Origin of the sequence: Rummeliibacillus sp. TYF005 (assembly GCF_003844195.1) — a bacterium.
Taxonomy (GTDB): Bacteria; Bacillota; Bacilli; order Bacillales_A; family Planococcaceae; genus Rummeliibacillus.
In genome coordinates this window covers 45,378-67,256 of sequence record NZ_ML122541.1, presented here as the reverse complement: position 1 = coordinate 67,256, position 21,879 = coordinate 45,378, and the positions used below count along the sequence as shown (strand labels likewise).

Here is a 21,879-nt window from a genome sequence, read left to right as displayed (position 1 = left end):
CTATTCATATTAAACACAAACTTTAGAACTGTCAACTTCTTGCATTTTTATTTACATACAGCATTTATTGTATCAAACGTTGAAACGAAAAGAAAATAAGAATATTATTATAAAGAAGAAATAAAGTTGTTGTATTGTGTATTCTAGCGAATTCATGATAAACTATTAGTACATTATAATAGTACCAACTACTAAGTAAGAAGGAGTTTTTTATGATTATTTTTCTAGTTTTGGTTTTAGCCTATTTAATAGGATCTATTCCTTCTGCGCTATGGATCGGACAAATATTTTATAAAACAGATATTCGTAAACATGGCAGTGGCAATCTAGGTGCAACAAATACCTTCCGTGTGTTAGGAAAAAAAGCGGGTATTGTTGTAATGGTTATGGATATTTTAAAAGGAACAGTTGCTACCCTTTTACCAACATTAGCTATTTTCGCAGACAGTGGCTTGCATCCTCTTGTCGCTGGACTTGTAGCAGTATTCGGTCATATGTTTCCGATTTTCGCCGGTTTTAGAGGTGGTAAAGCAGTTGCAACTTCAGGCGGTATGCTATTAGGTTATCACTGGCCACTCTTTATTTTACTAGTCATTGCCTTTTTAATTTGTTTAAAATTATTTAAAATGGTTAGTCTTGCATCTATTTTTGCAGCTGTTGTTGCATTTATCTACGCACTTATCTTTGCTATTTTGGAAAAAGAATATTTGCTATTATTTATTGTTACAATACTAGCTGTCTTTATATTTTATCGTCATCGTTCCAATATTTCACGTATAAAAGATGGTACAGAACCAAAAGTAAATTGGTTATAACAAGTTTTCCAGAGGAGAGCTCACATGAAAATTGTCATTACAGAACAAGCTTTAAAGTGGTTTTATGATGAAATGAATGCGCAATCGGGTGATTACATTCGCTTTTACGCACGTTATGGGGGCTCTAATCCTTTTCATACAGGGTTTTCACTTGGTATGAGTAAAGATGATCCTCTTACCCCATCCATTGTTTTACAAAGAAATGGAATAACATTCTTTATCGAAAAAGATGATGAATGGTTTTTTAATGACCATGATTTGATCGTAGATTTTGATGAAGAGATCGATGAATTGAAGTACGAATATAAACAATAACAAACAAAAGCATGCTAATAGCATGCTTTTTGTTTTGGACAATATTATTGTTGGATTTCTGCAATTTCTTTATATTTATTAAACCATACTTCATCCACACGATTAAAAGGAACGGGTCGAAAACTTTCTTTTTTTACAACTATATGTTCAGAAGTTGCAGTTGCAGCAACAGTTCCATCAGTATGTAGGATTTCATAAGCATATACGGTACGTAAACGATCTTGTGATTTAACCCAAGTACGTATAATGGCTTTTTCTCCATATCGCATCGCTGCCTTATAACTAACATTGATATTCATAACTGGAGAAAGATAACCATCCTCTTCAAATTTTGTAACAGAAAATCCAAGATCGTGAATCAACTGTGTTCTTCCTAATTCCAACCAAATGACATAGTTCGCATGATATACTACCCCCATTTGGTCCGTTTCTGCATATCGAATTTCTATTTCTTTTTCACTTACAAACATTTCTTTCACCTCTTCTTCAGTATAGCGGACTTTCTATAAAAAATCTTATTGTTTACACTGATATGCCAGGAATCTCAAAGAGAATATTATCGGTAATTGTTAATTAAACTAAGTTAGTTTAATCGAAGAAGGTTTTAACAGATGATTTCTCGAAGTTAGTATTATGTTGTACACAGGAGGTTATATGATATGACAAATGCACTTTTAAAAGGTGTTGAGGGAGTTTTTATCCCCGTTAAAGATCCTGCAAATTCAGCAATATGGTATGAGGATATTCTTGGATTCAAACTAATTTATATAGAAGAAGAGGCTGCAGTAATGAGGATTGGCGAACACTCTCAGACGGTAGTATGCCTGGTTAGAACGCTAAATCACCAACCAATGAATTTTCCAGAAAATAAGTTTGGAGTAAGTAAATATTATAACTTTATTCCCGATGATGACATAGAAGAAATTCATAAACATTTAGTCTCAAAGAAAGTAAAAGTAAACCAAATAAGTGGAGACGAGAATACTAAATTTTTCACCTTTTACGACCCAGACGATAATCCTTTGGGCGTTTGTCAATAGTACGAGCCTTTCATTAATGGGATGATGTTAAATGACATGGGGTGGAACATCCTTTTTGTTGCCCTACCACATTTTTACTCCATACAAAAAACAAAGACAGGAATTTTTCTCCTGCCTTTGTTTTTAATCTAGCTTTTAACTACCTTGAGTTTTTCAATTCAATTTTATTTACTTGCCTCTTTCGCTCCAAATAGACCGATAGATTTGTTTTTGTTCCAAACACTAGTCCAGTAGCGATGCGGAACTGGTCCATTCCCTGCGTATGGTGCAATTTCGATTGTTAAACCTGGTTTCTTTTGATTTAAAATAAACCAATCGGCAGAAGAACCTGATCCTCGATAATACATTGGTGGAACTACTGAATATCCTGTTATTCTAGCTACATTTCTTGCTAATTTTAAATCTCGTTTGTAGTTAGAGCCTTTTTGGAAGTTAAACCAATAAACAATTTGTCCTGATGAATGGTATGATAAGTCCATTTTAAAATGATGACGTTGTACAAATGCTTTTAAAGCTTGTGCTTCGGGTTCTGAGAATGCACTTGGCCCTTTATAATTCATGAATGATTTCGGTGTGTATGCTAAGTATTTCCACAAACCATCGAAGTTGCGGTTCAAATCAACCCCACGGCCATTTGCTTTCCAGCGATTGAAATTATTGCTGCCATGATTATATTTTTTCAAAGTAGATTTATATTTCGAATCCATAGAATTGATGCCTTTTTGAACTAAGGTTACACCATCTGGGTTCATCATTGGCACAAACCAAATACTTGTCTTATTTAATGTACTTTTTACATTATACCCAGCGAAATGTGCTCCTTTACGGTACGCTACTGTATAATTATCTATCATTTCCATTAAAACGTTTGTTGTCATATGTTCTCTAGCATGTATGGCACCATCCATTAAAATTTCCTTTTTACCATTCCCAACTCGTAGTGCATAAATAGATCTACCTTGTACTGATTTTCCTATTTTTTCAATCTCAGTGAATTCGGGGTATAACTGTGCTATAACACGAAGGTAATAATTGTACCTACCATACGTAATACTTTTCTTAGGGTTTACCATATTTGAATGGTTATAGTACTTAAGATTTACATAACCTGATTTACCCATGAAATTGATAATACCCTTATTCTCTTTTAAGCCTTTAAGGGTAATTGATTGTCCTTTTAAAATAGTCCCGATTTTATTTCCCTTAGAAGAATAAACATAATTCGTTGAGCTTACCTTTAATGTGACTGGGTACACTTCTTTTACTAATTTACCTAGAGAAGCAGACTTTTCAGTAGGTATTGTTCCTTTTTTAGGTATTGCATATCTTTGTGAGCCAATTTGGATTTGATGGTAATTCGTTGTCGATTTAGTAACCTTTACAACCGCACCACTTTTTAGTGTACCAATTGTTTTGTATTTACCCTTGATGCTCTTATAGACTTTGATAGATTTAGTGGCAACTTCAACATTGCTATTTTTTTTATAATTGAGATTCACTTGACTGATTGGAATATATCCTTTTACACCAGCAACTTCAACTACATAATAGTCATTAACTATATCTAAAACATGGAATTTTGAAGCTGTTGTTCCTTCTAGTAGAACGTCTGATTGGTTATTATTTGATGCATAAACAGTAAATTTACTTTTTGTTTTAATCGTTAAATGACGCTTTTCTTCCAATTTTTTTGGTTGTTCTTCGGAAGCTGTTAAATTGTCGATTTTAACCCAATATGTATTCCCGCCAATCTGTACTTCAGCATAATCCTTGTTGCTCGATTGCTTTACATTGTATGTATATTGGCTTACAGGTAAAGATAGATGAGTGAATTCTAGTGTTTCTGGCGTGACAAGCTCAACAGATGATAATACTTTAGCAAATTGAAGTTCTTGTTGCTGTTCGTTTGTTTCATCTGTAATGGTAGTATCATTTTCATTAATAGTATTTAATGATGTACTTGTTCCATCGTTATGATCCTCTGCGTTTGCATTAACAGAAAATAAAGTCATACCTAAAATGAAACTTGCAGAGTATAATACCTTTCGTTTGTTCAGTTTTATTTTTCTCATTTAAAATATCGCCTCATTTTTATTTATATAGTAATAATATATCATAAAAACATTACATTTTTACTAAAAAAATACACGTGCACAAAATTTTGTGCACGTGTAAGGAGTATTACCTATGATTAACTTATTTAGCTAATTTGTTACGTAATACCATTTGTAGGATACCGCCGTTACGGTAGTAATCTACTTCCACTTCTGAGTCGAAACGAGCAAGTGCTTTGAATTGTTTTGTAGAACCATCTTTAGCAGTTGCTGTTACAGTTAAGATATCACGAGGTTTAACACCTTCAGCGATGTTAACTGCAAATGTTTCTTCACCAGTAAGGCCTAGAGATTCAGCGTTTTGACCATCAACAAATTGTAATGGAAGAACACCCATCATTACTAGGTTAGAACGGTGGATACGTTCGTAAGATTCAGCGATAACTGTTTTAACACCTAGAAGGTTAGTACCTTTAGCTGCCCAGTCACGTGAAGAACCCATACCGTAATCTTTACCAGCAAGTACTACTAAACCTGTGTGGTTTTTAGCGTATTTCATTGCTGCATCATAGATGTATTCCACTTCGCCTGTTGGCCAGTAAGTAGTGAAGCCACCTTCTGTACCTGGAGCGATTTGGTTACGAATACGGATGTTTGCAAATGTACCACGCATCATTACTTCGTGGTTACCACGACGAGAACCGTAAGAGTTGAAGTTACGTGGTTCTACACCGTTTTCACGTAAGTATTTACCAGCAGGAGTATCTTTACCAATTGCACCTGCAGGAGAAATGTGGTCAGTTGTAATAGAATCACCAAATTTAGCTAACACACGTAAGCCAGAAAGTGTTTGGATATCTTCTGGTTTAGCAGATAAGTGTTGGAAGAATGGTGGGTTTTGGATGTAAGTTGATTTGTCATCAAATTCATATAATGAGTCAGATGAAATTTCAATTGCATTCCATTTTTCGTTTGCGTTGAATACTGTTTCATATTCTTTTTGGAATAATTCACGAGTAACAACTTTAGAAAGTACTGCGTTTACTTCGTCAGCTGATGGCCAGATATCATCGAAGAATACGTCTTTACCATCTTTGTCTTTACCGAATGAATCTTTACGTAGGTCAACATCTACAGTACCAGCTAATGCATAAGCAACAACCAATGGAGGTGAAGCTAAGTAGTTAGCTTTTACTAATGGGTGTACACGACCTTCGAAGTTACGGTTACCAGAAAGTACAGATGTTACGAATAAATCGTTAGATCTGATTGCATCTTCGATTTCAGGAAGTAATGGACCTGAGTTACCGATACATGTAGTACAGCCGTAACCTACGATGTTGAAACCAAGTTGATCAAGGTATGGTTGTAAACCAGCGTCTTTTAAGTAACCAGTAACAACTTTTGATCCTGGTGCCAATGAAGTTTTAACCCATTTAGGAACTTCTAAGCCTTTTTCAACAGCTTTTTTCGCAACAAGACCTGCAGCGATTAAAACGTAAGGGTTTGAAGTATTTGTACAAGAAGTGATTGCAGCAATACCAACAGCACCTGCTGGGATTTCTACATCGCCATCTGCAAATTTAGCAGTTGCAGTTTTAGTGAATTCTTCTTCAGTTAAACCGAAGCCTTGAACACCAGCTGGAGCAACTACTACTTCGTGGTAGCGTTTTTTCATTTCAGAAAGTGGAATCAAGTCTTGTGGACGTTTTGGACCTGAAAGGTTTGATTCGATATCTGCTAAGTTGATTTCTACAACGTCAGTGTAAGTTGGTTCTAATTCTGGGTCAAAGAACATGTTGTTTGCTTTTAAGTAAGCTTCAACAACTTTGATATGTTCTTCGTCACGACCTGTTAAACGCATGTAATCAAGTGATACATTGTCAATTGCGAAGTAACCACAAGTTGCGCCGTATTCAGGAGCCATATTAGAGATTGTTGCACGGTCAGCTAAAGGAAGTTCAGGTACGCCAGGTCCGAAGAACTCAACGAATTTACCTACAACACCTTTTTTACGAAGTTCTTGTGTAACTTTAAGAGCTAAGTCAGTAGCTGTAGAACCACTTGGAAGTTTACCAGTTAGTTTTACACCAATAACTTCTGGAATTGGGAAGTATGAAGGTTGTCCAAGCATACCTGCTTCGGCTTCGATACCACCAACGCCCCAACCAAGAACGCCTAGACCGTTAATCATTGTAGTATGAGAGTCAGTACCTACAACTGAATCTGGGAAAGTTTCGAATGTACCATCAGCATTTTCGTTTACATGTACAACTGGAGCTAAATACTCTAAGTTTACTTGGTGAACGATACCAGTTGCTGGTGGAACAGCACGGAAATTATCATATGCAGTTTGAGCCCATTTAAGGAAGTTGTAACGTTCTGCATTACGTTCAAATTCAAGATCCATGTTAGCTTGTAAAGCTGAAGAGTTACCGTATTTATCAACTTGAACTGAGTGGTCGATAACTAAATCAACTGGAATTGCAGGGTTGATTTCGTTAGGGTCGCCGCCCATTTCTTTCATAGCTGTACGTAGTGATGTTAAGTCAACTACTACTGGTACACCAGTGAAATCTTGAAGTACAACACGAGATGGTTTGAAAGGTACTTCAGCATTTGCATCTGAATCTTTACCCCATTTAGCCAAATTGTCTACGTGTTCTTCTTTGATTACGTAACCATCATATTGACGTAATACTGATTCTAATAATACTTTGATTGAATAAGGAAGGCGTGATACTTTTGCAACGCCTGCTTCTTCGATGGCAGCTAAACGATAAAAGTTATAAGTTTTACCGTTAACTTCAAATGAAGAGCGACTGTTATGCAAGTTTTTGTTTGCCATTGTTCGGTTCCCCCTCTAATTAACTTATGAAAAGGCTTAAATAATTGAGCTACTTTTCTCCACACACAATAATAAGCGATTATTATACATAAGTAAATAACATTAAAATTATACTTTGTTATAAATTTTTTGAATGACCTTTAGTTAAGAAAGCGTTTTCGATGAATTTCATCGGGAATTTTACACATTTTACTTAATCCTGTAAATTTATAACGATTTCTTGCAACTAATTGGTAAAAATAATTGCGAATTGAAACCGGCACTAATTTAAAAATAAGAAGAATGATAAAAGGAAATTTTAATTTCCTTACTATTAAAAGTATTGCATCGGATTCAGTTAACACTTTTCCATTTTGATAAACAACGACAGAATCCAGATTTTGTGTTAAATCTTGTGGCAATAATTTTGCAGCTACTTCCCCTTGTAAGGAGGCGAAACTCAAAGAATGTTTCCGCTCATGTTTTAAAACAAATTGAACGGATTGTTGACAAAATCCACAGTCTCCATCATAGAAAAGAATTGAATTCATAACATCCTCCCTTCTTTCTATAGTAAAAACATTCCTTCTTTCTAATCGTGCATCTCTAGAGGATTAGTGTGGATATAAAATTCCGTTTGGGTCATTCTAATGATTACACAGACAGAGATGCTTAAAACGTTTTAAAATATCCAACTTAGGCTTAGCAATTTCCGAGAATTTATTCACATTATTGGTCGGTTAAAACAATATATGTCGCGTGTATTGGTCCGTGAACACCGACAACTAATTTCATCTCTATATCAGCAGAATTACTTGGTCCTGAAACAAAATCAATTGCAGATGGTAAAACTTCTCCATTTTCTACACGCTTCGTTAAGTCTTCGGAAACTTGAGTCATGCGTGGAACGATTGTACTTTTTTTCACAATAGCTACAAAATTAGTCGGTAATAGCCCAACTGATTTACCATGATGTTGGTTAGAATATAATACAACTGTACCAGATTCAGCTAAAACGTTCTCTGCAAAAGTGATACCGATATTCGCTTTCTCTGCATTTTGAATGTTTTGCTCTGCTAGTTCTTCTTTCCAAAGATGCACGTCGTAACCTTTTTCAATCCACTGATCATTATAAAGGTTTTGTAATTGGTATTGTTCAAATCGTGGATCTTGCCACATCGATATGGAACCACCATTATAATTTTCAACTACTTGATCTAATATTTGTGGTAATTGACTCGCTGTTGTTTTGATAACATTCGTATGAATGTTCTTGCATTGTACTTCAAGAATTGCAAGTAGTTCATCATTTGTTAATCCTTCATATCCCTTTTTTTGAGGAGCATATTTCCAATTTCTTTCTGGCTTTTTGGATGTATTAACAGGACGGCCAAGTGATTGCCCAATAGCTGTTAAAAATTCTTCACGGTTTTGAATCATTTTTTGTCACTTCCCTTTTCATGTTCTTTAAACCAGTCTCTTAATCGTTCTTTTTTAGGCGCTGGGAAGTCACGTATTTCGGTCCAAGCTTTTAACGGTCCTGGCCCTTTTGAAATTTTACCATTTTTTGCAATTGGCGAGATAACTCTAGAAGCGATTTTAGCACCCGTTGCGTATATAGAACTTGAAGAGCCGCCTAAACTAAATGCTTTCATCAACATCGCTTCTGAAATTGGTGCTTTCCCTTCAATTTCAACAATTCTTTCGCGATGTTTTAAAAGTAACTCGTGTAGTGGGATTTTAACAGGACATGCTTCCGAACAAGCTCCACAAAGAGATGATGCATATGGTAATTCTTTATGTTGATCATAACCGTCAAGTAACGGTGTTAGAACTGCTCCGATTGGTCCAGAATAGATTGAGTTATAGGAATGTCCGCCAATGTGTCGATAGACTGGGCATACATTAACACAAGCAGCACAGCGAATACATTGTAAAATGGATTGGAAGTCGGTTCCTAAAATATCTGAACGACCATTATCTACAATGACTAAATGAAAATCTTCTGGTCCATCCGTTTCACCTGATTTACGTGGACCAGTAATGACATTGACATAACTAGGTAATTTTTGACCTACTGCACTTCTAGTAAGCATATTGACTAAAACTTCTAATTCTTCAAATGTAGGTACGATTCTTTCCATACCCATAACTGTTATTTGCGTTTTTGGAATAGTCGTTACCATCCCTGCATTTCCTTCGTTTGTCACAAGACTAATCGAACCAGATTCTGCAACGGCAAAGTTACATCCTGTAATACCAACATCAGCTGTTAAAAAGTCGTTTCTTAGTATAGAACGAACGTGTCTTGCTAGATCTGCTGCTTCAGCAGGTTTTTCTGGATCGTACCCTAACTTGTCAACAAATACATCTTTTACTTGATGCGCATTTTTATGTAATGCTGGTGCTACAATATGTGAAGGCTTATCATGATTATCAGTTTGTAGAATATATTCGCCTAAATCCGTTTCAACAACATTACATCCTATATCTTCAAGTGCTTCGTTTAAGCTAATTTCTTCTGTTACCATCGACTTCGATTTAACAATTTTCTTAGCATTCTTTTCCTTCACCACTTGTTGAATATAATCTGTCGCATCTTTTGGTGTTTTTGCAAAAAATACATGACCACCAGCTTTTTCAACATTGTCAGCTAATTCGTTTAGATAATAATCTAGATTATTGAGAACATGTTGGCGAATTTCTTCTCCATGGTTTCGCCATTCTTCCCAATCGCCTAATTCTTCTGCTGCATTTAGACGACCTGTTCTTAAACGATTTTGAGCGGATACAACTGCACCTCTCATAAATGTATTTTTTAAGTTTTCTTCAACGTTATCTTTAAATTTTTGATCGTTATATTTGATAGACATGTAGTTTCCTCCCCTCTTTAATGATGATTAAGTACTTCTGCAATATGCATTACTTTTACATTTTCCTCGCGACGTTGCATACGACCTCCGATATTCATCAAACAACCACCGTCTGCACCGATTAAATAATCTGCACCAGTTTGTAAAGTACAATCTACCTTTTCATCAACCATTTGTTCGGATATATTGCCCATTTTCACTGAGAATGTTCCGCCAAACCCACAACAATTAAAACTATTTGGCAAATCTACCATTTCTAGTCCATCAACGTGACTTAATAGTTTTCTTGGCGATTCAGAAACACCTAAAAGTCTAGTCATATGACAGGATGGATGGTAAGTAGCTTTTCCTTCTAACTTTGCACCTACATCCTCTATTTTTAATACATTGACGATAAAATCGGTCAATTCATATGTTTTTGCTGCGACTTTTTTTGCTTTTTCAAAATATATAGGATCATCTTTGAATACTTTTGGATACTCTTTGAACATGAATGCGCATGACCCAGATGGTGCTACAATCACTTCTGCATCTTCAAAAGCTTCAATCATTTTTTTCATTGGTTCTTTTGCGTTCTTTACATAGCCTGAGTTATAGGCAGGTTGCCCGCAACAAACCTGACCTTTAGGGAATACAACTTCACAGCCTAATCTCTCTAATAGTTCTACTGTTGCTTTCCCCACATCCGTTTGAAACATATCTACTATACATGTTGCAAATAATGAAACTTTCATTAATAATCCCCCTTCATTGGACATACAGTCATCAGATGACCTTATCCATGTATAATATAGTACACTTATAATTTAATATTTTCAAACTATTTCGGTAATAGAATCAATTCTATCAATTAGGTAGATTTAAGTGAATTATATACTTAATTTAGTAATTAAATCTCTTTTGAAATATTGTCATTTTAAGCTATTTGGTGAGTGTAAGACACATTACTCTATTTTGTGTTTATTTTTAGAATGATTTAGTTTTGAAGGACTGTGCTTGTTTTTGAAGTAGCTTTGAGAGCTAGCGGATGTTTTTCCATAACTCTTGGAATCTATCCAAATAATTTTATAGATAAAAAAAGAGCTACTCATTGATTAGAGTAGCCCCCATTTCTCTTAGATTGTCTATAAGAAAAATCCGCCAATTACTAATCCTACAACGATTACGAAAACAGGATGGATTTTAAATTTTTCAAGTGCTATATAACTTATAACGCCTAAGATGAGCGTCACTAGAATACCAATAGATTGTCTAGACGTATTAAAAAAATCAAATGTTAACTGTGCCATTAATACAGTTATTGCTGGTAATACAAAAGTAGACAAGCGTTTTACACGAGCGGAATCTCGGTATCGATTTAAAATATTTAATAGTAGAATCATGATAATAAGCGAAGGCGCAATGGTAGCAAATAAAGCAATAACCGCACCAATAATCCCTGCTTGTTCGTAGCCGATGTAGCCTGCCATTTTTGTAGCGATTGGACCAGGTAGAGAGTTTCCGAAAGCTAATGCATTACTAAATTCATGATTGGTCATCCAGCCATACTTATCTACGACATCATGTTGAATTAGTGGAATTGTTGCTGGGCCTCCGCCATATCCTAATATATTACAGATAAAAAATGATAAAAGTAATTGCCAATAGATCAAGATTCATGACCTCCTTTTACAGGAAGTACTAATGATAGTACGAGCAATATTCCAATAACAATGCCAGGATGTACTCCTAATAATAAAATACCAACTGCACTAGGGATTAAAATAATCAATGCAATCAGCCAGCCTAATTTCTTATATGACTTTTTAAGAAAATCAACAGTCATTCCTAACATCATCGCTGCTACGATTGGCACGACACCTTTTGTCATGCTTTCTACAAAGCTAAATTTTGAAAACTGTGTAAGTGATGCCAATAGGATAATCATTGCTAAAACAGTCGGTAACACGGATGCTATTAAAGCATTCAAGCATCCCCAAATTCCTCCCATCCGCTTTCCGATATATCCTGCTAATTTAGTGGCAATTGGACCCGGTAAAGTATTTGCGATTGAAACAACATTCGCAAATTCCTCACCATCCATCATTTTATATTTTTCTACTACTTCTTTTTGTATAAGCGGTATTACAGATGGTCCCCCACCAAACGCTAAAATACCAGAGCGGAAAAAGGCGATGAATATTTCTTGTTGTTTTCCCATATTGGCCTCCTTAATAACCTATTGCAATGCCGTCACCTCTAGGATCAGCCCCTCCATATTTCACTTCATTTTCTGCAATCCATATAGCACCTGCATGGCCCATAACTTCTGTAAATGGTTCAAGAATCTCGATTTCATGACCTTTTGATAGCAAATCATTGATGGCATTTCCAGTTATACGGGATTCTAATTTTAAAGTGTTGGAAGCGGCTCCCCATGTCCTTCCGTACAAAAACCGTGGTGCTTCGATTGCTTGTTGAACATTCATCCCATAATCAATGATACGTGTTACAAGCATTGCTTGTGTCTGAGGTTGACCTTCGCCACCCATCGTACCGTATATTAGTTTTGGCTTTCCATTATGTAATAACATAGCAGGATTTAATGTATGAAATGGTCGTTTTCGCGGTTTAAGTGCATTCAGATGATTATTGTCTAATGAAAAGAAGCTCCCGCGATTTTGAAGCAACACTCCTGTTCCTTTTGGAATAATGCCTGAACCAAATTCATGATAAATACTTTGGATAAAGCTTACAGCATTTCCTTCATCATCAACAATCCCCATCCAAACAGTATCACCTTTTGGATCGAGTTTCACTAATGCTTGTGGCTTTTCGCTTGATTTAATCTGATCAGCATATAGCTTACCACGTTTTTTACTTAATAATTCATCAATTGGTATATTTGTGAAATCTGGATCGGTTATATAATCATCTCTGTCTCTAAATGCACACTTAATCGCTTCCACTAAGTAATGGTAGTATTCCCCACTCCCCTCTTCTACATTAGATAAGTCTATATTTTCAAGAATATTTAATATTGATAAAGATGCTAAACCTTGAGTATTTGGTGGTAAATTGTAAACTTGATACCTTCGATAATCAACTGATAATGGGTCTACAAAATCGGCACAGTGTGCATGAAAATCTGCCTCCGTTAAAATGCCACCTTGTTCTTTTAAATTTTTAACTAAATTCGCTGTAAAATCACTTTTGTAAAAATAGTCCGCACCAAATTGCGCTATATTTTCTAATGTATCTGCGAGATCACTTTGCTTCATAATTTGACCTGGCTCATACGCATTTCCATTGTTTAAAAATATTCTGCAAAATTCATCAAAGCGCCCTAATGCTCGAAACTCTTGATCACCTGGATCTAAATTGACTTTTGTCCAAGAACTTTGACTAGGAGTAACCGGAAAGCCATCTTTTGCATAATGTATGGCCTCACTTAATAATAGGTTAAACTGCAATTGTCCACCTATTTCTTCTTTGGAATAATCATACGCTTTTTGCCATCCAGCGATTGCTCCAGGTACTGTATTTGCTGCAAGAGGGCCTCGAGAAGGAATTTTCTCAAATCCTTTTTTCTTATAAAAATCAATAGAAGTATTTTCACTGGAGCGACCACTACTATTAATCGCCTTCAATTCACCTTTTTTTGCATTGTAGATTAACCAAAAGTTGTCTCCTCCAATACCATTCATATGAGGATAAACAACTCCGATTGTTGAAGCAGCAGCAATCATAGCTTCAACTGCATTTCCCCCTTGTTTTAAAATAGATAATGCAGCCTGAGAAGCTAAATAATGTGGCGTAGTCACCATTGCAGACTGTCCCATTGCCGTTGAACGGTATTGTAAAGTCATCTCCAAACACCCCTTAGTTAATTTATTTATTTGAAGTAAACTTACCTTCTTTCGCACCCAATAGATGTTGAGCGACGAATTGTAACAATGATCGATCAAAATGTTTTCCAGCTATTAGTGATAGTCCAATAGACAATCCATCATTTGTTTGAATTGGTATTGTGACTTGAGGTAATTCCGCTAGACCTGCTATGGAGTTGATCTTTAATGCTTGTGCTCTTGTTTTTTCGACAGATGAAGCATCTTCTCCTTTTAAAGGAGCGGCAGTAGCTGTAGTTGGTACGATTAAAATCGTATCATTACTTAAAATTCCACACATTTTGAGTATAATTTCATTTTGTTTTCTCTTTGCAGCTTCATAGTCCTCTTTCGTCACTTCACTTGCTTTCTTAAAACGATCAGCTATGGCTGGTGCAAACGGTGGATTGTATTTTTCAATCCATTCCCCATGAATATCCCAAGCTTCTTTTCCTTGAATGGTTTTAAACAAATTTGACCATTCAGATAAATCACCTTCTGTAACATTTATGTACTTTTTTTCAAATGGAAGATTTTCTACAACGTCTTTAAGGATTGTTTGATAAGGTTCTTGTACAAAACTCCAACATTGTTCCTCTAACAAAATTTTATCTATTTTAGGAGTTGTCGCCTTAGGTAAAAGAACGTCCCCCACTGTTATAAGTGTTTCTAAATCTCGTGCCATCCATCCCACCGTATCAAAACTTGGGGCAAGTGGTATGACTTGCTCAATCGGTACGTCATTGTGGGAAGGGCGCATTCCGTATACCCCGCAATAAGATGAAGGTAATCGTACGGAACCACCTGTATCTGTCCCTATCGAGAAATCTACGAGACCTGCTGCCACAGCAACTGCAGAACCACTAGAAGAACCACCTGGAATCCGATTCATGTCAATAGGATTTACGGGTGTACCATAATGAATATTTTCTCCATTTAGGCTGAACATCAATTCATCCGTGATTGTTATACCCGAAAGAGTTGCTCCCTCCTCTAATAACATGGTTAAAGCTCTAGCTGTTTTATTGGAAGGGGCATGAGTTTCAAACCATTTAGGGTTACCTGCTGTATTCTTGTAGTCTTTTATGTTATAAACATCTTTCACTGCAAATGTTAAATTATCAAGTTTCCCACTAGAATGTGGTTTCAAAGTAAATTCTTCATTTATAAATGCACCATAATCCATACAGCCCAACTCCTATAATTCATTTTATAGCATTAATTGTAATAAATTCTAACATGAATAACATTAGAAAATGTGTAAATTTACAATATCTTAATTAGTTATTTTATACAATTTTCTGAATTTTATATAGAGCAAAAACAAGCCATGAAAATTTTAGAGATTGAGAAATTTTCATGGCTTTCATTTTTAAGATATTATTTGATTATATACTTTCATAATACTAGTTTATAAAGCTTTTCTAAAACGCAACTCGATTCGCTTCAAATTTTTCAATCGCATCTTCATACTTGAAAGTGAGTGCGATTTCATCCCAGCCATTTAGAAGCATTTCTTTATAGTAAGGATCTATATCAAATTGATATACTTTACCATCAGCTGTTAACGTTTGCGCTTCTAAATTCACTTCAGCGTCTAGTGCGGATTGTTCACCTTTTGCTAATAGCTCTTCAATTTCTGGTACTTTTAATTCGATTGGTAAGATACCATTCTTGAAACAGTTATTATGGAAGATATCTGCGAAGCTTGGTGCTACGACTACATTAAATCCATAGTCTAAAATTGCCCATGGTGCATGTTCACGAGATGAACCACAACCAAAGTTTTCATGTGCCACTAGGATTTTAGATCCTTTATATTGCGGTTGATTTAAAACAAAGTCTTCAATCGGGTTACCATTTTGGTCGAAGCGCCAATGGTAAAAGACATACTGTCCAAAACCTGTGCGTTCGATGCGTTTTAAAAATTCTTTTGAAATAATTTGATCGGTATCGACATTTTTTCGATTTAAAGGAGTGATTACACTCTTTACAACATTAATAGGTTCCATATTTTACGCCTCCATCACACAGGTACATTCATGATTTCACGAACATCTACAAAATGACCAGCAATTGCAGCTGCTGCAGCCATTGGTGGACTGACTAAATGCGTTCTTGAACCTGCACCTTGTCGTCCTTCGAAATTACGATTTGAAGTTGAAGCACATCTTTCACCTGCTGGAACTACATCCTCATTCATAGCTAGACACATACTACATCCTGATTCACGCCATTCGAAACCAGCTTCTATGAAAATCTTATCTAATCCTTCTTCTTCCGCTAGTTTTTTCACTGAATATGAGCCCGGAACAACGATTGCTCGAACATTTGGATGAACGTGTTTACCTTGAATCACTGCAGCTGCAGCGCGTAAATCGTGTAAACGGGAGTTCGTACAAGAACCGATAAACACGTGTTGAATTTCAATGTCTGTTAACGGTGTACCTTCTTGTAAATCCATATAAGTTAGTGCTTTTTGTAATGATTGTCTATCTGATTCATCTTTAAAATCTGAAGCATACGGAACGGATTTTGATATCCCACTACCCATTGAAGGATTCGTTCCCCATGTCACAAATGGTTCAATTTCTGAAGCTTGAATAACAAGCGTTTTGTCATATGTTGCATCCGCATCAGATGCTAAAGATAACCAGTATTGTTTAGCTTCTTCAAATTTTTCACCTTGTGGGGCATAGCGACGTCCTTTAATATAGTCAACAGTTATATCATCAGGGCTGATCAAACCCGCTTTTGCTCCAGCTTCAATCGACATATTACAAATTGTCATACGTTCTTCCATTGACAACTTATGAATAGCGTCACCAGTAAACTCAACGATATGTCCAGTACCTACATCGATACCAAATTTAGCGATGATGGCAAGAATAATGTCTTTAGCTGTTACACCAAAGCCAAGCTCGCCTTCTACATGTATTTGCATCGTTTTAGGTTTGCTTTGCCATAGTGTTTGAGTAGATAAGACATGTTCTACTTCACTCGTACCGATACCAAATGCTATAGCACCAAAAGCACCGTGAGTAGATGTATGTGAATCCCCACATACAATTGTTTTACCTGGTTGTGTTAAACCAAGTTGTGGTCCAATTACATGAACTATCCCTTGATCTGGGTGACCCATATCTGCTAATTGAATGCCGAATTCTTCACAGTTTTTAGCTAATGTGTTGATCTGTGTTTTCGCAATCGGATCATTGATAATAGGTAAATTACGCGTTGGTACGTTATGATCCATCGTTGCAAAGCAAAGATCTGGTCGACGTACTTTGCGATTATTTAGGCGAAGTCCTTCAAAAGCTTGAGGTGAGGTAACTTCGTGAATTAAATGAAGATCGATGTAGAGTAAATCTGGTTTACCATCCTCATGGTATACTACATGTTGGTCCCATACTTTTTCTATAATATTTTTCCCCATTATTCTTCACCTTTTTCCTATATATAAGTAGTCATAATACTATCTGAAACAAAACTAGTATCAAGCTCATTTAGTACTTTTTCTGTCCATTCATTGGTTGTAAGTGAACGGCTTCCTGGTGTTGCAAGATCAGCAGTATAGTAGCCATCACTGTATACTGCGTTTACTGCACGTTCTATTTCTGCAGCCTCTTCATGTAAACCAAATGAATAGCGAAGCATCATCGCAACAGATAAAATCGTTGCTGCTGGATTTGCAATTCCTTTTCCTGCAATTTCAGGTGCAGAACCGTGGACTGGTTCATATAAACCAAAATTATCAGAACGAATACTTGCAGAAGGAAGTACTCCAAGTGATCCAGTAATAACTGATGCTTCATCACTTAAAATATCGCCAAACATATTTTCTGTGACGATGACATCATATGCACCTGGGTTTGTAATAAGCTTCATAGCAGTTGAGTCGACTAAACTATGCTCAACTTCTACTTCTGGATATTTTTCTTTTTTCTCATCGACAATTTGTCTCCATAATCTAGAAGTATCAAGTACATTAGCTTTATCAACAGAAGTAAGCTTACCTTTTCTTACTTTTGCTAATTCAAATGCATTTTCAACTATTCGTTCAATTTCAGGACGGCTATATACTAGGGAATCTAACGCTTCATCGTTTGTGCGTTTTCGGGGTTCACCAAAATATAAACCTCCTGTTAACTCTCGAACAATTAGTAGATCTACTTTATTTACTAAATCATCTTTTAGAGGAGAAGATTTTATGAGAGATGGAATCGCCTGTACAGGACGAAGATTTGAAAATAGATCAAAATGCTTACGAATACGGAGCAAGCCTTTTTCAGGTCTTAGTTCAGCTGGGTTATGATCCCATTTTGGACCCCCAACTGCGCCTAAAAGTAGCGCGTCGCTTTGTTCGCATAACTCAATTGTTTCTTTTGGAAGTGGATCTTCATGTTGATCGATTGCTGCACCTCCAATCGTTGCGTAAGCGATATGAAATGTATGTTGAAATCTTTTTCCTACAGCTTTTAATACTTCTACAGCTGAAGCAACAACTTCAGGTCCAATACCATCACCGGGTAAAACCGTGATTTTCTTTTCCATAATATCTCCCCCTCAAATACTTAACCTTTTAACATAATAGATAAAGAAAATATTCTATTAAATTTACTTAAAGAAGCAAGAGACCTTGCTTCTTTAAGATTTGTTTTCTATTTATAAAGCTTTTTAGTTTAAAAGCAGCTTCTTACGCTTTTGTGCCAACTGTTTCTTTGTTTACTTTTTGGCCAACAAATGGCATCATGCCGCGTAGTTCTTCTCCAACTTTTTCGATTGGATGTTTTGCTTCAGATTCTTTAATAGCGTTATATTTTGGACGACCTGTTTCGTTTTCTTCAATCCATTCTTTCGCAAATTTACCGTTTTGGATATCTGTTAAAACAGCTTTCATATTCGCTTTTACATCTTCTGTAATTACGCGAGGACCTGATACATAATCTCCCCATTCAGCAGTATCTGAGATTGAGTAACGCATGTTAGAGAAGCCTCCTTCGTAGATTAGGTCTACGATTAACTTCATTTCGTGTAGACATTCGAAGTAAGCACTTTCTGGTTCATATCCAGCTTCAACTAATGTTTCGAAACCAGCTTTGATAAGATGTGTTACACCACCACATAAAACCGCTTGTTCACCGAATAGATCTGTTTCTGTTTCTTCTCTGAATGTTGTTTCAAGTACACCAGCACGAGCGCCGCCAATACCTTTTGCATAAGCAAGACCAATTTCTTTTGCTTGACCAGTTGCATCTTGGTATACACCTACTAAAGCGGGAACACCTGCTCCAGATACATATGTGCGACGTACTAGATGTCCTGGACCTTTAGGAGCTACTAAGAATACATCTACATCAGCTGGAGGTACGATTTGTTTGTAATGGATGTTGAAACCATGTGCGAATACTAAAGCATTACCCGCTTCAAGACCTGGTGCGATTTCTGCTTCGTAAACTGCTTTTTGTTTTTCATCTGGAAGTAAGATCATGATTACATCAGCTTCTTTAGCAGCTTCTGCAACTGATTTCACGTCAAGTCCATCATTTTTTGCTTTTTCAGCAGATTTCCCTGGACGGATACCTACGCGTACATCAAAACCTGATTCTTTAAGATTTTGTGCATGTGCGTGACCTTGAGAGCCGTAACCAATGATTGCGATTTTCTTTCCTTCTAGTACTTTCTCGTTGATGTCTTGGTTATAATACAATTTTGCCATTTTAATTTCCCCCTGAATTGTTTTTGTTTATTATATTTATTGTAAAATCGAAAGTTGCGGTAATGGTTTTACTTGAGCATCACGAACAAATGCTGTGGCTCCTGTTCGTGTCAACTCTTTAATACCATACGGGCGAATCAATTCGATAAATGCATCAATCTTTTCTGGATTACCAACAATTTGATATGTGATGACATTTTTGCCCATATCAATGATGGATCCTCGGAAAGGTTCAACAATTGAATTGATTTCGGGACGCAAATTCGGTGGAGCAACAATTTTAATAAGTGCTAGTTCTCTCATAACGATTGCTTTTTCAGTAATGTCAGTGACTTTAATGACATCGATTTGTTTAGATACTTGTTTTACAAGTTGTTCAATTTTTGCTTGATCTTCCACATTGACGATAAACGTCATTTTGGAAATGCCTTGTTGTTCTGTATGACCTACAGTGATACTTTCAATATTAAATTGGCGTTTCATCAATAAGCCGGTAACCCGGTTTAAAACGCCGCTTTGGTTAATAACTGTAACAGTGATTACTCTTCTCATCCTTTTTTCACTCCAATCATTTCAGATAGTCCTTTACCTGGTGCTACCATTGGATTGACTAATGTCAATTCTTTTACGCGACAGTCTACCAATACAGGTTCATCTGATTCGATTGCTTTTTTAAATACAGATTCAACATCTTCCACTTTATCTACTTTGTATCCTTTAATACCATAAGCTTCAGCAAGTTTGACAAAGTCTGGCTGTACAGGCATTAAGGAAGAAGAATAACGTTCTTCGTAGAAAGTTTCTTGCCATTGACGTACCATACCTAAGCAACTGTTATTTAAGATGAATATTTTCACCGGTAATTTGAACTCTTTTAGCAATGCAAGTTCTTGTATTGTCATCTGGAACCCTGCATCACCAACGATGGAAATAACTGTTTGATCAGGATGAGCAAATTGAGCACCAATTGCTGCTGGGAAACCAAAGCCCATTGTTCCTAAACCACCTGATGTTACCCAATGATGGTCTTTTTTAAATTGATAATATTGAGCAGTCCACATTTGATGTTGACCTACATCGGTAGTAATAATAGCTTCACCATCAGTAAGGCGATGAATCGTTTCAACTGCATATTGTGGATAAATCGCTTCATCTCCATCTTCACCATACCAAAGTGGATATTGTTCTTGGCATTCGTGTAAATATTCATGCCAAAGAGTTAAATCTTGAGCTTCAAATGGTTGTTCCAACAATGACCGTAATGCTTCTTTAGCATCAGCTACAATTGGAATTTCAGTAGGTACATTCTTACCAATTTCAGCTGGATCAATATCGATATGAATAACTTTTGCATTTGGCGCAAATTTCTTAAGATTACCTGTTAAACGGTCATCAAAGCGAGAACCAATATTTAATAGTACGTCGCAATTATTGATAGCCATATTAGCTGTAAATGTTCCATGCATACCTGCCATTCCAAGGAAAAGTTCATGATCTCCATCAATGCTACCAAGGCCCAAAAGCGTATTAACTACTGGGAATTTATATTTTTCTACAAATTCAGTTAATTCTTTTGATGCATCAGCTGCTAACACACCCGCTCCAACTAATACGACTGGTTGTTTTGCTTGACTAAGCAATGTTACGGCTTTTTTAATTTGCAAATAGTTTGGATGTAAAGTTGGTTGATAGCCTGGCAAGTTGATTGTTGCTTCTTGTTCTGCATCTACATCAAAAATGGCATTTGCAATATTCTTTGGAATATCAACGACTACAGGTCCTTTACGTCCAGTTGAAGCTATATGAAAGGCTTCTTTGACGATTCTTGGTAGGTCCTGAACATTTTTCACTTGATAATTGTGTTTTGTAATCGGTTGAGTAATTCCGATAATATCCGCTTCTTGGAAAGCATCCGTACCAACAACAGTTGTCGCAACTTGACCTGTAAATACAACGAGTGGTAAAGAATCCATCATCGCATCAGTGATACCCGTAACTAAGTTAGTAGCACCTGGTCCAGAAGTCGCAATGACTACCCCAGGTTTCCCTGATACTCTTGCATAACCTTCAGCTGCATGAATAGCACCTTGTTCATGGCGAGCAAGTATATGCTTAATCGGATTACGGTAAATTGCGTCATATAATGGTAAGACGGCTCCACCTGGATATCCGAATATTATTTCAACATCTTGGTTTTGCAACGATTCGACAAAAATCTCTGCACCCGTTTTACTGGCCTTACATTCTTGATCAACTTCTTGATCAGTTGCAGATTGTTGTTTCTTTAGTGGAACTTGTGCATTCATCATTGAACTCCTCCCTAGGAAATTGATTTTTTAAGAAATAAAAAAGCTTTTTCATCCACGCAAA

Annotated in this window: 20 protein-coding genes; 3 read left to right on the top strand and 17 right to left on the bottom strand. The window is 36.2% G+C overall.

Translation table 11 applies throughout. The annotated features are described in order from the left end of the window. Positions 1-212 precede the first annotated feature (212 nt). Entirely contained in the window at positions 213-815 is a 603-nt protein-coding gene (gene plsY, locus CW357_RS00300) for a glycerol-3-phosphate 1-O-acyltransferase PlsY (protein ID WP_119415738.1), read from the top strand. 24 nt (positions 816-839) lie between these two features. Beyond that, positions 840-1,130, top strand: coding sequence for a HesB/YadR/YfhF family protein (locus CW357_RS00295; protein WP_119415737.1), 291 nt, complete (start codon positions 840-842; stop codon positions 1,128-1,130). A 44-nt stretch (positions 1,131-1,174) separates the two neighbouring features. Here CW357_RS00295 and CW357_RS00290 read toward each other — a convergent pair whose 3' ends face one another. Further along, positions 1,175-1,600 carry an acyl-CoA thioesterase gene (locus CW357_RS00290; protein WP_119415736.1) on the bottom strand — a complete coding sequence of 142 codons (426 nt, stop codon included), beginning with the start codon at positions 1,598-1,600 and terminating at the stop codon, positions 1,175-1,177. A 189-nt stretch (positions 1,601-1,789) separates the two neighbouring features. Here CW357_RS00290 and CW357_RS00285 point away from each other — a divergent pair, with 189 nt between their 5' ends. Further along, a complete protein-coding gene (locus CW357_RS00285) occupies positions 1,790-2,170 on the top strand; it encodes a VOC family protein (protein ID WP_119415735.1) in 381 nt (126 codons plus the stop codon). A gap of 164 nt (positions 2,171-2,334) precedes the next feature. On the opposite strand, the gene CW357_RS00280 is transcribed toward CW357_RS00285, so the two are convergent. The 16 genes from CW357_RS00280 to ilvB form a co-directional block, all read right to left on the bottom strand. Beyond that, a complete protein-coding gene (locus tag CW357_RS00280) occupies positions 2,335-4,242 on the bottom strand; it encodes a M14 family zinc carboxypeptidase (RefSeq protein WP_124217051.1) in 1,908 nt (635 codons plus the stop codon). A 124-nt stretch (positions 4,243-4,366) separates the two neighbouring features. Beyond that, positions 4,367-7,072, bottom strand: a complete 2,706-nt coding sequence (acnA, locus tag CW357_RS00275; protein WP_124217050.1) for an aconitate hydratase AcnA — start codon at positions 7,070-7,072, stop codon at positions 4,367-4,369. 140 nt (positions 7,073-7,212) lie between these two features. Next, positions 7,213-7,602 (bottom strand): thiol-disulfide oxidoreductase DCC family protein, encoded by a 390-nt coding sequence (locus CW357_RS00270; RefSeq protein ID WP_124217049.1) that lies wholly within the window; start codon positions 7,600-7,602, stop codon positions 7,213-7,215. A 178-nt stretch (positions 7,603-7,780) separates the two neighbouring features. Further along, a complete protein-coding gene (locus tag CW357_RS00265) occupies positions 7,781-8,491 on the bottom strand; it encodes a LutC/YkgG family protein (protein WP_124217048.1) in 711 nt (236 codons plus the stop codon). Further along, complete coding sequence (locus CW357_RS00260) at positions 8,488-9,924, bottom strand: LutB/LldF family L-lactate oxidation iron-sulfur protein (protein WP_119415730.1); 1,437 nt, start codon at positions 9,922-9,924, stop codon at positions 8,488-8,490. Before CW357_RS00260 ends, CW357_RS00265 begins: the two co-directional genes overlap by 4 nt. Before the next feature lie 17 nt (positions 9,925-9,941). Next, positions 9,942-10,658 (bottom strand): (Fe-S)-binding protein, encoded by a 717-nt coding sequence (locus tag CW357_RS00255; RefSeq protein ID WP_124217047.1) that lies wholly within the window; start codon positions 10,656-10,658, stop codon positions 9,942-9,944. A gap of 390 nt (positions 10,659-11,048) precedes the next feature. Then, positions 11,049-11,576, bottom strand: coding sequence for a chromate transporter (locus tag CW357_RS00250; RefSeq protein WP_119415728.1), 528 nt, complete (start codon positions 11,574-11,576; stop codon positions 11,049-11,051). Then, positions 11,573-12,124 (bottom strand): chromate transporter, encoded by a 552-nt coding sequence (locus tag CW357_RS00245; protein WP_119415727.1) that lies wholly within the window; start codon positions 12,122-12,124, stop codon positions 11,573-11,575. Before CW357_RS00245 ends, CW357_RS00250 begins: the two co-directional genes overlap by 4 nt. 10 nt (positions 12,125-12,134) lie before the next feature. Further along, entirely contained in the window at positions 12,135-13,772 is a 1,638-nt protein-coding gene (gene ggt, locus CW357_RS00240) for a gamma-glutamyltransferase (RefSeq protein WP_124217046.1), read from the bottom strand. A 22-nt stretch (positions 13,773-13,794) separates the two neighbouring features. Beyond that, positions 13,795-14,976: an amidase gene (locus CW357_RS00235; protein ID WP_124217045.1), complete on the bottom strand. Its 1,182-nt coding sequence runs from the start codon at positions 14,974-14,976 to the stop codon at positions 13,795-13,797. 238 nt (positions 14,977-15,214) lie between these two features. After that, positions 15,215-15,802, bottom strand: a complete 588-nt coding sequence (leuD, locus tag CW357_RS00230; protein ID WP_124217044.1) for a 3-isopropylmalate dehydratase small subunit — start codon at positions 15,800-15,802, stop codon at positions 15,215-15,217. 14 nt (positions 15,803-15,816) lie between these two features. Next, positions 15,817-17,226 carry a 3-isopropylmalate dehydratase large subunit gene (gene leuC / locus CW357_RS00225; RefSeq protein ID WP_124217043.1) on the bottom strand — a complete coding sequence of 470 codons (1,410 nt, stop codon included), beginning with the start codon at positions 17,224-17,226 and terminating at the stop codon, positions 15,817-15,819. 17 nt (positions 17,227-17,243) lie between these two features. Continuing rightward, entirely contained in the window at positions 17,244-18,344 is a 1,101-nt protein-coding gene (gene leuB, locus CW357_RS00220; RefSeq protein WP_119415722.1) for a 3-isopropylmalate dehydrogenase, read from the bottom strand. Positions 18,345-18,486: 142 nt separating this feature from the next. Further along, positions 18,487-19,509: a ketol-acid reductoisomerase gene (ilvC, locus tag CW357_RS00215; protein ID WP_119415721.1), complete on the bottom strand. Its 1,023-nt coding sequence runs from the start codon at positions 19,507-19,509 to the stop codon at positions 18,487-18,489. A gap of 36 nt (positions 19,510-19,545) precedes the next feature. Beyond that, positions 19,546-20,061, bottom strand: coding sequence for an acetolactate synthase small subunit (ilvN, locus tag CW357_RS00210; protein WP_124217042.1), 516 nt, complete (start codon positions 20,059-20,061; stop codon positions 19,546-19,548). Further along, positions 20,058-21,815 (bottom strand): biosynthetic-type acetolactate synthase large subunit, encoded by a 1,758-nt coding sequence (gene ilvB, locus CW357_RS00205; RefSeq protein WP_124217041.1) that lies wholly within the window; start codon positions 21,813-21,815, stop codon positions 20,058-20,060. The genes ilvN and ilvB overlap by 4 nt, the downstream gene beginning before the upstream one ends. Positions 21,816-21,879: the final 64 nt, after the last annotated feature.

Excerpts from the sequence above, each read along its gene's own strand:
- CW357_RS00295 (WP_119415737.1), top strand. The coding sequence starts at position 840 with ATGAAAATTGTCATTACAGAACAAGCTTTAAAGTGGTTTTATGATGAA.
- CW357_RS00245 (WP_119415727.1), bottom strand. The coding sequence starts at position 12,124 with ATGGGAAAACAACAAGAAATATTCATCGCCTTTTTCCGCTCTGGTATT.
- CW357_RS00280 (WP_124217051.1), bottom strand. The coding sequence starts at position 4,242 with ATGAGAAAAATAAAACTGAACAAACGAAAGGTATTATACTCTGCAAGT.
- leuC (WP_124217043.1), bottom strand. The coding sequence starts at position 17,226 with ATGGGGAAAAATATTATAGAAAAAGTATGGGACCAACATGTAGTATAC.
- CW357_RS00285 (WP_119415735.1), top strand. The coding sequence starts at position 1,790 with ATGACAAATGCACTTTTAAAAGGTGTTGAGGGAGTTTTTATCCCCGTT.
- CW357_RS00255 (WP_124217047.1), bottom strand. The coding sequence starts at position 10,658 with ATGAAAGTTTCATTATTTGCAACATGTATAGTAGATATGTTTCAAACG.
- ggt (WP_124217046.1), bottom strand. The coding sequence starts at position 13,772 with ATGACTTTACAATACCGTTCAACGGCAATGGGACAGTCTGCAATGGTG.
- CW357_RS00290 (WP_119415736.1), bottom strand. The coding sequence starts at position 1,600 with ATGTTTGTAAGTGAAAAAGAAATAGAAATTCGATATGCAGAAACGGAC.
- leuB (WP_119415722.1), bottom strand. The coding sequence starts at position 18,344 with ATGGAAAAGAAAATCACGGTTTTACCCGGTGATGGTATTGGACCTGAA.
- CW357_RS00265 (WP_124217048.1), bottom strand. The coding sequence starts at position 8,491 with ATGATTCAAAACCGTGAAGAATTTTTAACAGCTATTGGGCAATCACTT.
- CW357_RS00235 (WP_124217045.1), bottom strand. The coding sequence starts at position 14,976 with ATGGATTATGGTGCATTTATAAATGAAGAATTTACTTTGAAACCACAT.
- ilvB (WP_124217041.1), bottom strand. The coding sequence starts at position 21,815 with ATGAATGCACAAGTTCCACTAAAGAAACAACAATCTGCAACTGATCAA.
- CW357_RS00260 (WP_119415730.1), bottom strand. The coding sequence starts at position 9,924 with ATGTCTATCAAATATAACGATCAAAAATTTAAAGATAACGTTGAAGAA.
- leuD (WP_124217044.1), bottom strand. The coding sequence starts at position 15,802 with ATGGAACCTATTAATGTTGTAAAGAGTGTAATCACTCCTTTAAATCGA.
- plsY (WP_119415738.1), top strand. The coding sequence starts at position 213 with ATGATTATTTTTCTAGTTTTGGTTTTAGCCTATTTAATAGGATCTATT.
- acnA (WP_124217050.1), bottom strand. The coding sequence starts at position 7,072 with ATGGCAAACAAAAACTTGCATAACAGTCGCTCTTCATTTGAAGTTAAC.
- CW357_RS00270 (WP_124217049.1), bottom strand. The coding sequence starts at position 7,602 with ATGAATTCAATTCTTTTCTATGATGGAGACTGTGGATTTTGTCAACAA.
- ilvN (WP_124217042.1), bottom strand. The coding sequence starts at position 20,061 with ATGAGAAGAGTAATCACTGTTACAGTTATTAACCAAAGCGGCGTTTTA.
- ilvC (WP_119415721.1), bottom strand. The coding sequence starts at position 19,509 with ATGGCAAAATTGTATTATAACCAAGACATCAACGAGAAAGTACTAGAA.